Source organism: uncultured Shewanella sp. (assembly GCF_947491715.1).
Classification (GTDB): domain Bacteria; phylum Pseudomonadota; class Gammaproteobacteria; order Enterobacterales; family Shewanellaceae; genus Shewanella.
Map to the genome: position 1 here is coordinate 50607 of NZ_CANLKR010000003.1, position 12177 is coordinate 62783.

At 40.9% G+C, this 12177-nt stretch carries 10 protein-coding genes; 2 read left to right on the forward strand and 8 right to left on the reverse strand.

Annotation, left to right across the window (positions count from 1 at the left end):
- Positions 1-39: 39 nt before the first annotated feature.
- From Q0779_RS04505 to Q0779_RS04535, 7 genes are read right to left on the reverse strand one after another with little or no spacing between them, the layout of a single operon-like run.
- Positions 40-1032, reverse strand: a complete 993-nt coding sequence (locus Q0779_RS04505) for an aromatic ring-hydroxylating dioxygenase subunit alpha (protein WP_298769954.1) — start codon at positions 1030-1032, stop codon at positions 40-42.
- On the reverse strand, positions 1029-2138 hold the full coding sequence (locus Q0779_RS04510; protein WP_298769957.1) for a hypothetical protein: 1110 nt from the start codon (positions 2136-2138) through the stop codon (positions 1029-1031). Before Q0779_RS04510 ends, Q0779_RS04505 begins: the two co-directional genes overlap by 4 nt.
- Positions 2135-3274 (reverse strand): ATP-grasp domain-containing protein, encoded by a 1140-nt coding sequence (locus Q0779_RS04515; protein WP_298769959.1) that lies wholly within the window; start codon positions 3272-3274, stop codon positions 2135-2137. Before Q0779_RS04515 ends, Q0779_RS04510 begins: the two co-directional genes overlap by 4 nt.
- A gap of 41 nt (positions 3275-3315) precedes the next feature.
- The gene (locus Q0779_RS04520) at positions 3316-4641 is read right to left on the reverse strand and encodes a F390 synthetase-related protein (protein ID WP_298769960.1); all 1326 of its coding nucleotides are present in this window, start codon (positions 4639-4641) and stop codon (positions 3316-3318) included.
- Positions 4638-5459, reverse strand: a complete 822-nt coding sequence (locus tag Q0779_RS04525) for an MBL fold metallo-hydrolase (RefSeq protein WP_298769962.1) — start codon at positions 5457-5459, stop codon at positions 4638-4640. The genes Q0779_RS04520 and Q0779_RS04525 overlap by 4 nt, the downstream gene beginning before the upstream one ends.
- Positions 5453-6430, reverse strand: coding sequence for an NAD(P)-dependent oxidoreductase (locus Q0779_RS04530; RefSeq protein ID WP_298769964.1), 978 nt, complete (start codon positions 6428-6430; stop codon positions 5453-5455). The genes Q0779_RS04525 and Q0779_RS04530 overlap by 7 nt, the downstream gene beginning before the upstream one ends.
- Positions 6427-7449: a 3-oxoacyl-[acyl-carrier-protein] synthase III C-terminal domain-containing protein gene (locus Q0779_RS04535; RefSeq protein ID WP_298769966.1), complete on the reverse strand. Its 1023-nt coding sequence runs from the start codon at positions 7447-7449 to the stop codon at positions 6427-6429. The genes Q0779_RS04530 and Q0779_RS04535 overlap by 4 nt, the downstream gene beginning before the upstream one ends.
- A 506-nt stretch (positions 7450-7955) precedes the next feature.
- Here Q0779_RS04535 and Q0779_RS04540 point away from each other — a divergent pair.
- The gene (locus Q0779_RS04540) at positions 7956-8333 is read left to right on the forward strand and encodes a hypothetical protein (protein WP_298769968.1); all 378 of its coding nucleotides are present in this window, start codon (positions 7956-7958) and stop codon (positions 8331-8333) included.
- 205 nt (positions 8334-8538) lie between these two features.
- A complete protein-coding gene (locus Q0779_RS04545; protein WP_298769970.1) occupies positions 8539-10647 on the forward strand; it encodes a S9 family peptidase in 2109 nt (702 codons plus the stop codon).
- Between the two features lie 76 nt (positions 10648-10723).
- On the opposite strand, the gene Q0779_RS04550 is transcribed toward Q0779_RS04545, so the two are convergent.
- Complete coding sequence (locus tag Q0779_RS04550) at positions 10724-12040, reverse strand: citrate:proton symporter (RefSeq protein WP_298769972.1); 1317 nt, start codon at positions 12038-12040, stop codon at positions 10724-10726.
- Between the last annotated feature and the right edge of the window lie 137 nt (positions 12041-12177).

A 12177-nucleotide genomic window follows, 5' to 3' on the forward strand; every position in this document is an offset into this window, starting at 1 on the left:
GTTATCCTGTGAATAAAGTCGATTAAGAACAGCCCTACATTACAAAAGAAGCTGTTTTTCTCTGAAGGTGGGTACTATGTCATTGTTAAAGGCTTTGACAATATAAGGACGCATCAGATCGGTTCTTGTCACCATAGGTTTAAACGCGGGATCACCGTTAAGATTGGCTTGTTGAATTTCTAAGATCCGTTTATCTTGAAAAAAAGCAAGATATTGAAAAGGAAATAGGGCTTTCATTTTAAAATAGCTCAGTAAGGTTTTCCCTTCCACATAGGTTCGTACAACCATTTTGGTTTTTTGTGCCGTTTCTGGGATAAGATAAATGATCACTGAAAGCGCAATGCCTTTTTTATTGAAGTACTCTAATTCAATGATGCCAGAGTGATGAATACGACCCACACCTTTAATGATGTGGCCGCCAAATAAACGGCTAACGAGTCCCGTTTGCTTTTTTTCCTCAATATATTCTGCTTGGTAACCCGTTTGATGATCGGTAATACGGACATGGCATAGGTGACGTTTGGGTTGATCCGTGCGAATGATCCCTGTGTGCACAGTATGAGTATGCAGTGCATCTAAGAAATTTTCTGCAATATCCACAAGATTGGCTTCAATGGTACCTATGTGCGTTGAATAACGGTGGCTGGTGTGTACTTTTGGAATAAAAGGTGGCTGAAGGGGCTTGCCACAACTCAGCCAAATGAGACCATAGGCTTCACATACTGAATAGGTTTTAACCAAGGCGTTTTTAGGGGCTTTGAAATTCACATCACCGGGAATATTGGCTAATTGCCCTTGGCCATTAAATTGCCAGCCGTGATAGGGGCATTCCAGTATCCCTTGTTTTAAGCAACCATTGGATAAAGGCACACCTCGGTGTGGGCATTGATCTTTTAAGGCATGCAGTTGATGGCCATCGCGAAATATCACTACGGCTTGATCATGATAAGTCACAGCCAGTGGTTTACTTTTTCTTAATTGATGTGATTGTATGACAGGGCGCCAGTGTTCCTGTGCTAAAGATAGAGTCATAATTGATGCTTTTTAATTAAGGGGACAAAAACCTTGTTGGTGATCCAAGATAATAGTTGCCACATTCGTTGTGTTTTTTTAGGCAGATGTTGGGTATATATGGCGGAATACTCAATGAAAGGTTGGCCACCTCTTTGTCGTTTGAAATGGGCGGCCCCCGAACTGGCATTAAAAATCTTTTGATTTTTCTGCGCAAAATCTAGTCCTGAAAATGCAGCCAATCGGTATAAACCCAGCTTTTTAGGTTGAGTAATATCGTATCCGACAATGGGGGAAGTCACGATACCTTCGATGCAAAATCGCCCTGCAATTGCGTCCAATGTGCCTTGCGCATTTCGATAGCCCTCAAACGAGAAATGTGGGTGGCTAAATATGGCGTCGAGATAAGTTTCAGTAAATTGAGGGTTCAGTTGAGAATATTTACTGACATAGAGCATGTTATACAGTTCGATGATCCTAGGATAATCATTGGGCGTGATCTCTGCTTGATCCACTCGTTGATAAGGCGTTTTTTTGAGTAAATTGAGATCGTTTTTATAATCTCGGCGCTGTTGATAATCGCTTAGCTTTTTATCATAAATATAGACTTGTCTTGAAGGGGCTAAGAGATATCCTGCTTGCTTAAAGCCTTGAATTAAAATGGCATTTGAATAAGGGTTGAGTGAGCGAAAAATAATGGTGTGTTCACTGTAGTCTTTAATTAACGTCTTAGTCAGTTTATCAATCGCGTCAGCATGAAAACTTGTAGGGTATAAATTAGTCGATAAGAGCCAATTATTAACATGTAATACTTTGTTAATATCATTTTTTTTAAGATAATGACCCAATAAACGAATACAAGGTCGAATGAGAGATTCTAACCAAGGTTTATTCAGTTTATCTAACTCCTCAAGGCAATAAGGGATAAACGCCGTATAGGGCGAGCACACATAGCTGTTGTGAAACTCTGTACTATTAAGGCTGATTGGCAGCTTGCAGTGTTTTCCCACAGTGAGTGTCTGTAGCTGGGTATCGACATTGTCTATCATACGTGATGAGGGCATGAAGTGTTGGCAGTAAGCTTCAGCGGGGTGTTCCTGTGTTGTGAGTGTGGTTTTTGTACTCATTTGATGGCTTCTCCATCCCATTCAAAATCTTGTGTGGCGGCTTCTCTGACGGAGATTTTCTCTTTAAAAGCGATTTGAGCCAGTTCTGCCAGTGAAATAAATTGAAACCATGAAAATCCGTTATCATTTTTGCATGTCATGACATCGGTTGCTTGTTGATAGTCTCGGTACCAAGCTTTCACTTTTCGTTGACGTATGGCAAAGGGTAAGCCTGCCAATACCATCATGAGTGAAATCATTTTTGGCTGTTGAAAATGGGGAAGATGTTGAGTGCTTACACCTAACAATGCATCGGCCAAATTGGCGTCTTCTAATAAGTGCAGGCCACTGGTGGCTCGTGGGTTACATTCAATAATATAAATATCATCAGGTGTTTCAATAATATCGAACCCAAGGTGCCCAGTGTATTGATGTTTTTGGCAAAAGGCTTGAATAAAATCACTTATTTTTTGGTTTACAATAGGTTTGAAGTAAATACCCGCAGCGACTTTTAATCTATGAGTGGGTTGGTAAATAGCTTGGGCAAAGACCTTTCCTTGTACCGCAATCGCATAAGTACAATACTCATTTCCTTGAATTTTTTCTTGTTTTAGAATGCGACCATAACCGGTGTCAAACAAGTGCTGTACACTTTTAGGGGTGGGAGACAGTAAAACATCGGTACCAAAGCGGCAAAACTCTCTTTTTACAATACAGTTAGACAACATCTCAGTGGCTATTGCGCTGCTAAAATCCAATTGCTCCGTTTTGGGTAGGCTGATGCCTGTATTTTGGCATAAAGATAAAATATCGTATTTACTGTGTAATTGCTGCATTAACTCAAAATCGGGGCATAGTACCTCGCAATGTGCCGTCAGTTTGTCTTTGATTTTTGAGATATAAAAGCTCTCTTCACACATGGGCAACAGATAATCAATTTCATGGGTTTGAATGATGTCCAGTAATGCCGTTTGATAGTGTTCGATATTATTTCTTGGGCTGGGACTCTGGATAAATTGGGTTAAGCTTCGACTATTTTTAGCGAGCGGATAGCGCAATGAATCAGTCATAAACACTTGATGTCCATGCTTGGCTAAATTTCTGGCCAGCTCCAGTGAAACAGGGGCTCTAGCACAAGTAATAAGAAAACGTTTCATTTCAATGTCATTCCTAATGGGGATTGATGGCTATCGATTTATTATTTTGATTTAACGGTATTTATCACTCTACGCCGTTTTTCCCCTTTTTTAGGGTATTGATACGGCCTGAACTGATAATCGGGCTGCTTAATATCAAGTTTGTTAAAAAGTGAGTGCAAACTGCTGACAATGTTGTCTTTGTTGTCATAAGGTTCGCATTCAATAAGCAGTGCATTGGTATGGGTTTGTGTGACGCGATATTCTTTGACTTTTTCGCAATGAGATACGATGGTGTTGCGAATGAAATCAGAATAGACATCAATTTGTTTATTGCTGTTGTTAGTTAGTTGCAGCACATCATCTTTGCGCCCTTCAATAGACTGAATACGGGTATGGGATGAACCACAAGGGCAAGTCGTGGTGTTTTCAATTAATACGTCATCCAGCAAGTAGCGCACAATGGGCTGGGTTGTGCGTCTTAAATCAGTGACGATTGGGGAAAAGCGTTTCTGCGCTTGATTAACCCAATGCTTTTCAATGATGAGGTTGTCTTCATTGAGGTGTAAGTTGCCATGGGAGCAAGTGATCCCTAAAAACCCTTCAGTACATTGGTATATTTGATGTATTTTTTGGCCAAAGTAAGCAGATATTTGCTGTTTATCCTCTTCTTCTAATACCTCTGCGACAGCAATGATTTTTTTAGGAATAATCGCAGGTTGTAAGCGTGACAAATGCAGAAGTACACTGGCTGGCGCAATGAGGATAGTCGGGTTATAAGCTTCCAACGTGCTGACATGGTGCTCCAACTCCGTTAATAAATCAAAAAAACGAAATTGCGTCAATACGCTACGCGAGCTCTCATAAAGCTTATTGTTGGCACGTAGAAAAAAAGCAATTCGTTGAGGTTTTAAATATTGGGGAAAGGCTTTAGCTACCATATCGCCAGCCCATTGAGCTTGCTCTGCTTTTGATGAGATAAACAAGCCTTTATTGCCACTGGTTCCTGATGATAATCCCACGGCATATTGCCCATAACTTGGACTGAAATCCCGTGTGTTTTCAGCTTGAATCGCAATCGATAAAGCTTCATCCCGTAATAAATGGGCGGTATTGATACGATCAAAATTGGCCATGTGAATTTTTTTATTGATCACAGGAAATGCGGCTAAGGGTAAGTCAAGGTATGCTTGATAATAAGGTGAATGCGTTAACACTTTTTGCTTGAAGCGAATGAAGCATTTTTCTTGATGCTTCTCTAGCTTTGTCCGTGTTCTTTTATGATAGTATTTTGCTTTAACAAAACTTCCAGCAAAGGCACCTAAACAGATTAGTTTATTTAGGGTGTTGTTGAGTTTAGGGTGCTGTATAGGGTTGTTTTTCATCATGGCGTTAATGCTTCAATGGTTTTTTTGCAGTGACTGGGAATAAGCACTATCTCTTTATTACGGGAGTAGAGGCGAGAGAGTTTATCTAAGGTATTGAGATATGCTTGCCCATTATCCATGATAATGTTGGCAAATTTATTGGGTCTTGCGCCTTGGGTGTAAGCTTCTTGTGTCCAGCAAGCATCACCAATCAAAAAGGCGGTTTGCTGACACTGTTCTAATAACAGGCCAAAATGCCCAGCGGCATGACCCGGTAAAGAAATCGCCAACAGACTGCCATCATTGAATAGGTCATAACCTAATTGAAAAGGCGCATAATGGTGAGGTAAGGCTAAAGTGTGACTGTCTTCGATAAAGCGGCAACGATGAGTAAAGTCATTGGGCAGCAGTTTAGGCAGATAGCCTTTGAGTAATCCTTTAAAACGACTTGAGGCATTAATGGCATTGAGCGCCGCTTGAGAGCAGATAAACGTCGCTTGAGGGAAGTCCATTAACCCCGCAATGTGATCGGCATGGAAATGGGAAATGAAAATGAAATTGATTTCTTCTGCTGCAATGCCCCGTAAAGAGAGTTGAGTGATCAGTTGCTCTTTTTCGCATAAGTGCATTGGTGTTAAGCAGCGGTATAAGCGCTCAGGGAAAGGCTGAGTTGCTTGTATAAAGCGTTTTGCGTAACCCGTATCAAACAGCACGTAGCCTAGAGAGGGATGTTTGATGAGCCCGACATAGGCAGGAAATTGCATACTTTTCCAAGAATGACCTCGCATCACCATGGCTTCTGGGTGAAAACAATGACCCACTTTTAGTAAGGTTAGCATGGGGGCTTCCTATTAAAATATTGTACAATAGCGTGTTCAAGGCGATAAATTGGACGGTAGCCTAAAATTGTTTTTGCTGCGCTGATGTCTAATGTTTGTGACTTGGCTAATAACCCTGCGCCATAGCAAGTGAGCAGGGGCTCTTTTGTGTCGAAGGCTTTAGCAATGGTTTCCAATACACGAGCAATATTAGCCAAAAGCGCATAGGACATTGGTAGAAATCGAACCGTTTTATTGGCGTGAAGAGTGAGCAAATCGACTAAGGCTTTCACTGTCATTGGCTCATCATTAGAGATATTAAAACAGTGTTTATTGATTTTTGGTTTTTTACCGGCCAAGTAGAGAGCATGGGCGACATTTTTGACGTAGGTAATATCCACCAAGGCGCGACCTTGGTCCATTAAGGGGAAAAACCCTTTATCAAGTAAATTCAATATACGGGGGAAAATACTGTTATCGCCTTCACCGATGATCCCTCGTGGTCTGATGATCACGACTTCAGTGTCACCGCATTCATTGAGCATGACTTGTTCGCCCAGATATTTAGTCTTAGCATACTCATTGGCAAACCCCGATGTCAGGACTTGGCTCTCTTTAATGTCCAACTTGTCGGTAAAGTCAAAATAAACGCTGGTGGAAGACACATAGACACAACGTTTGATTTTATGATGTTTAGCCGCCATGAGCACATGCCTTGTGGCTTCAACATTCGCTAGATAGAAGGCCTCTGCCGCCCCCCAGGCACTGGAAAAAGCGGCGCAATGAAAAATAACATCTGCGGTTTCAAATCCTGAGATGACATCACTTTTAAGGGTTAGGTCGACCATTTTAAAGCGTGTTTGGGCGGAATTGAGTGTGCGCCCTTTCGTTTCATTTCGCCCCAAAGCTAATACCTGATAACCTTGCTCTTCTAGGTATTTGACTAAGTGTGAGCCGAGAAACCCTGTGGCACCGGTGATAATGGCTTTCATCCGATCTCCAATATGATCGCGCCAAAGCTTAGTCCCGCTGATGTACCCAATAACATGACTTTATCACCTGTGCTGACTTTGCCTGATTGTAATAATTCATGCAGTGCTGATGGAATAGAAGCGGCAATCTGATTACCTCTATTTTTTAAGATATTGACCATTTTTCCAGGGGAAATATTGAGACGTTTTTCAATATGTTGCAGCCCTAGTTGGCTAGCTTGATGGGGGATAACCCAATCCAGATCGTCAATCTGATAGTTGGTTTTTGCTAAAGTACGTTCGACAAAGCCCTTGATATGATGGGTGGTCATTTTAAATACCGATTTACCTTTCATTTCAAATAACTCAAAAGGCTGATATTCTCCTTCAGTTTTAGAGGGTTGATGTAAGGTACCATAGCCTCTAACTTGGCAAAATTCAAAGCCTTCACTGTAGGTTTCAAAGTGACTGGCGACGACCCGAGTCGCATTCTGCGTTGCTTGGCTAACAATTAATGCTGCGGCGCCATCACCAAATAAGCCTCCAGTTTCTCTTACGCTCCAATCAAGGCCAATGGAGGCGATTTCAGATGAGACAATGAGGATGTTCTTATAGCGCTGTGTGGAAAGTAAGGCATGGGCCACATCGAGTGCTTTGACTGCACTTAGGCAAGTCATATTGATATCAAAAGCAGGGATAGGGTGAGTTAACGGTAGCTGTTTATGAATTTTGGCTGCACTGCAAGGAATAAGCTGTTCTAAGGTGCTGCTGGCGGAAATAATACAATCGATATCATCAAGTGTAATGTCACTATTATCTATTGCCTGTTCAATGGCGGCTACGGCCATGCTAGTTGGGGTTTCATGAGTGACATAATGACGTGAAGCGACCCCTGTGGTTTTTTCTGTTTGTCCTTCAGGCCAATCTTGTGTTGCATCAATATGCACTGATTGAATGACATGCTCGGGTAAGGCAATGCCTGTACCACGAATATTGATCATAGAATTGAAGTCGTTCATATTGCGAATTTGGCTATCCATATTATTTATTGTCTATTTCAGAGTGAGTGGGCACAGGTGAATTAAGGAGTCCTGCAGCGTTATTGTTCATTCTTTAATTAATTTATAACGAAAATGGCTTACTACATATCAGGTGTATACCTGAGTATGGATTATTCCCCTTAAAACTCATGCGCTTATACTTTAGTGTAATAACTCTATTTTATAAATTGTAAAATCAACACCTTGTAAGTAGAAAGCGACAAATTGATCCATTCTTAATCATTTAGATTAATTATTATTCATGTTTGTTTGCTCTTTTACGCCATTCCCAATAAAGCATGATGGGCTTTTTTCTTTAAGGCTTGAGTTAATAATTAATGGCACCAATGAAAATGAATGATTAAAATTCGTCATCATTTCACGTCATAAAAGTAAAGATGACAAAAGATTGATGTTATTTCGATAAGTTTGTCTTTTTTTGACAGCGATACAGACAATTTATTGGTATAAAAAGCTTAAATAGAGGAGAAAGGGGAAAGAGAGTCATGTTCGCATGGTTTAAACGACGCACATTACATCGATTAAACTCAGAAAAGTTTGATGTGAGTTGGAGACACACAAGTCATACTCCAACTTGTAGTATGTGGGAGCATATTGCAGATTTTTTTTATGGTGTCCATCAAGAAGAAGCACAAAAAGCCTTGTCGGACTTAGCGTACCCGCAGCAGTGCGATACTCAAAAGTACGATGCGTTTCACCGATTACGTCGGCTCGCGGCTGAGGTTTGTTATGATAAATTTATCGAAGAAGGTGTGAAAAATATTGATGGCTCTTGGGATATTACCATACACATTAAAGGCTGGCATATTAATCACGATATTTTACAACTTCATTTAAAAGCCGTGAATGCGATGCCGAATTAGGGGGTGATGTATTTCATATTATTCTCTCCTCATTTTATTTTCACTTGAGGATAAATACGGTGAAAAATGAGATGAATGGATCTTGATACTAGCATTAAAAATCAGAGGAATGAGTGACGAATAGTGACTTTATCTTGCTCTAGTGGTTTTTTTTGGCTAGTGTTGCGGGATAATATTTACATCTAGCCAACAAAGATCTTTGTTTATGAAAAAAAAATGTTTACTTTTGGCTCTAGCATCCATTAGCTCCCTTAGCATGATGTCAGCCTTTGCAACGAATAACATTAGTGCCGCTTCGAGTGCTCCATCTGTTCCAGCTCCTTTTACGGTACAAGACTTAGTTAAACTCAATAAGTTAGGCTCGCCTGCATTGTCCCATGATGGGACAAAGTTGGTTTATAGTGTCAAAAAACAAGGCAGCGATGGTTCTGTTCAATCAAATCTGTATTTGCAAAACTTATCAGCAGAAGGTGCGGGTGAAAAATCAGTGCATCAAGTGATTCAATTAACCTCATCACAAAGTACTGAACATAATGTTGCTTTTGCAAAAGATGACAAGGCGATTTACTTCATTGCTAATCGAACGGGCTCCAATCAATTATATCGCTTGTCGTTAGCGGGTGGCGAAGCCATGCCAGTATCTGATTTACCCTTAGATGTTGAAGGTTTTAAGTTAGCGCCGGATGGCATGCAAGTGCTATTAAGCATGCGTGTGGTACCTGAATGTGACACACTTATTTGCTCAAAAGAGAAATTTGATGTTGAAAAGACCCGTAAATCGACGGGGCAAGTGTATGATCAGTTAATGGTACGTCATTGGGATACTTGGTTTGATCATGCCAGAAGCCATTTATTCATCGCAAAACTGAATGATGTAACAATAACGGATGCCATCGATATTACTAAAGGGTTGGATACTGAAACGCCGCCAAAACCTTTTTCAGGTTTGGAGGAAGCGACGTTTACCTCTGATAGTCAATACGTTGTTTATAGTTCGAAAGCCCCCAGTCATACCCAAGCGTGGACGACGAATTATGATTTATGGAAAGTGTCTGTTAAGGGAGGAGAGAGCGTTAACTTAACAGAAAAAAATAAAGCGTGGGATTCTCATCCTGTGTTTTCGTCAAATGGGCGTTATCTGGCTTATCTCGCCATGAAGCAACCGGGGTTTGAGGCCGACAGAAATCGAATTATGCTCCGTGATACTGTGACAGGGCAAGAGAAAGAAGTTGCCCCGCTTTGGGACAGAAGTCCGCAATCTTTACAATTTGGCGTTGATGATAAGACGTTATATGTGACAGCTCAAGATTTGGGACAAGTGTCATTGTTTGAAGTAAATACCCAATTTGGTGATGTGCGTGCGATTTATAATGAAGGTTATAATGGCATTGTGGGGATCACGGCGGATAAAATGGTGTTTACTCATAAAAGTTTAGTGCAACCCAGCGATCTATTCTCTATCAATCTGGATGGTCAAAATGTACAGCAATTGACCCAAGTGAATCAAAAGAAGCTGGCTAAAATACAATTTGGTGAATTTGAGCAGTTTAATTTTAAAGGCTGGAATAATGAAACGGTTTATGGTTATTGGATAAAGCCTGTTAATTATAAAAAAGGTGACAGCTATCCTATTGCCTTTTTGGTTCATGGTGGCCCCCAAGGATCATTTGGTAATAATTTCAGCAGTCGTTGGAATGCTCAGTTATGGGCGGGTGCCGGTTATGGTGTGGTCATGATTGATTTTCATGGTTCGACAGGGTATGGGCAAGCCTTTACTGATTCCATTAGCCAAGATTGGGGCGGAAAACCCCTTGAAGATTTACAAAAAGGCCTCAATGCTGTGGTTAAGCAACAACCTTGGCTAGATAAAAACCGTGCTTGTGCCTTAGGGGGATCCTATGGCGGTTATATGATGAATTGGATTGAAGGCAATTGGCCTGATGGTTTTAAGTGCTTGGTGAATCATGCGGGTCTTTTTGATATGCGCTCCATGTACTATGTGACTGAAGAGCGTTGGTTCCCCGAATATGAATTTGGCGGCACTTATAATGATAATAAAGCCTTATATGAAAAATTTAATCCTGTGAATTATCTCGATAATTGGAAAACGCCTATGTTGGTGATCCACGGTGAAAAAGATTTCCGAGTGCCTTACGATCAAGGTCTTGCCGCATTTGGTTTTTTACAGCGTAAAGGGATCCTTTCAGAATTGTTAATTTATCCCGATGAGAATCACTGGATTTTAAACCCAAATAATTTAGAGCAATGGTATGCCAATGTATTAGGTTGGCTTAACCGCTGGACAAAAAAGTAAGTCATTAAGGTGTGAATAAACGAACTAAAAAACCAGAACGCATGTTCTGGTTTTTTATGTTTGATTGTTCTTAGCGCTAAACAATACCCATTAATATGGCAATAATCAGTAGCAATACGCTTAAGCCCCAGATCCAAAAGAATGAATAACGAATATGTTTACCCATTTTAAGTTCAGCAAGGCCGAGGCCAAGCCAAAGTGCGGGGGAGAAAGGGCTAATGAAGGTACCTAGAATATTCCCGATGATCATGGCATAAATAGCCGATTGTGAACTGATCCCAACACTGGACGTGATTTGTTCAACAACGGGGACTAATGCAAAATAATAAGCATCAGTGTTTAAGATGAGTTCAAAAGGAGCGCCGAGAATACCAATTATGATGTGCAAATAGGGCAAAATAGTATTAGGCAGAATAGCCACAATATCAAGAGCCAAGGCATCAAGCATTTTTGTACCTGTTAAGATCCCTAAAAAAGCCCCAGCGGAGAGAATAATACATCCCATAAGGACTGCACTGGGTGCATGGGCTTTGATCCTATCCATTTGCTCACTGACCTTAGGATAATTCAGAGATAAGGCTAAACTCACGCCTATCATAAAAGTGAATCCTGAAGGAATAATGCCCCAGACGAGCAGAGCAATGACACCTATGGTCAGTAAAAGATTAATCCCGAGTTTTTGCAAAGGTGTATTGGATGACATTGAAGTCATCGGGGCAATGAATGTGTCGCATGTATGAGTATTTTCACCTTCGATGGGGGAAATCGGTGGTAAATTGGCGATACGGCGCTTTTCTCTAACACCCAATACCATTGCCATAGGGACCAGCATGATTAATGCAATGAATTGTAATGGCACCAGTGGACGCCAAAGATCGGTGGGGTTCATGGACAGTAATGCCGCTGCGCGGCCAATGGGGCCAGCCCAAGGAAGCATATTCATAATGCTCGCACTGGCACCAACCAATAACAGCAGTAAATAAGGACTCATGCGTAAACGTCGATATAAAGGCAGTAAAGCCGGAATAGTGATGAGAAAAGTGGAGGCACCCGAGCCATCTAGATGTGCAATAGCCGCAATAAAGACGGTGCCGATGACAACCGATTGAATACTCCCATGAGACAGCGTGACCATTTTATTGATCATCGGTGTGAATAACCCCACATCATTCATGATCCCAAAATAAATAATGGCAAAAATAAACATGATAACAATAGGAAAGACTTTTTGGGCTCCTTCATTGAAGTAAAGGCCAATATCGTGAATACTGGTACCTGCTACCAGTGCACCTATGATGGGTATAATAATTAATGCCGTAATTGGGCTAGTTTTTTCGGTGAGTAATAATCCAACAATAGTGAGAATGGTGATAAAGCCGATAATCCCGAGCATGGCTATTCCTTCATTTTAGTTGTTAGTCTGGGTTAGACGTGTGGGCTGTACATCAAAAGGATGATGTCATGCGGATTTTCAATGCATTAAGTTTCATTGTTATTTATCGTTTGTCTGTGCAATTTTTCAGGTATTCC

Excerpts from the sequence above, each read along its gene's own strand:
- Q0779_RS04505 (WP_298769954.1), bottom strand. The coding sequence starts at position 1,032 with ATGACTCTATCTTTAGCACAGGAACACTGGCGCCCTGTCATACAATCA.
- Q0779_RS04510 (WP_298769957.1), bottom strand. The coding sequence starts at position 2,138 with ATGAGTACAAAAACCACACTCACAACACAGGAACACCCCGCTGAAGCT.
- Q0779_RS04515 (WP_298769959.1), bottom strand. The coding sequence starts at position 3,274 with ATGAAACGTTTTCTTATTACTTGTGCTAGAGCCCCTGTTTCACTGGAG.
- Q0779_RS04520 (WP_298769960.1), bottom strand. The coding sequence starts at position 4,641 with ATGATGAAAAACAACCCTATACAGCACCCTAAACTCAACAACACCCTA.
- Q0779_RS04525 (WP_298769962.1), bottom strand. The coding sequence starts at position 5,459 with ATGCTAACCTTACTAAAAGTGGGTCATTGTTTTCACCCAGAAGCCATG.
- Q0779_RS04530 (WP_298769964.1), bottom strand. The coding sequence starts at position 6,430 with ATGAAAGCCATTATCACCGGTGCCACAGGGTTTCTCGGCTCACACTTA.
- Q0779_RS04535 (WP_298769966.1), bottom strand. The coding sequence starts at position 7,449 with ATGGATAGCCAAATTCGCAATATGAACGACTTCAATTCTATGATCAAT.
- Q0779_RS04540 (WP_298769968.1), top strand. The coding sequence starts at position 7,956 with ATGTTCGCATGGTTTAAACGACGCACATTACATCGATTAAACTCAGAA.
- Q0779_RS04545 (WP_298769970.1), top strand. The coding sequence starts at position 8,539 with ATGAAAAAAAAATGTTTACTTTTGGCTCTAGCATCCATTAGCTCCCTT.
- Q0779_RS04550 (WP_298769972.1), bottom strand. The coding sequence starts at position 12,040 with ATGCTCGGGATTATCGGCTTTATCACCATTCTCACTATTGTTGGATTA.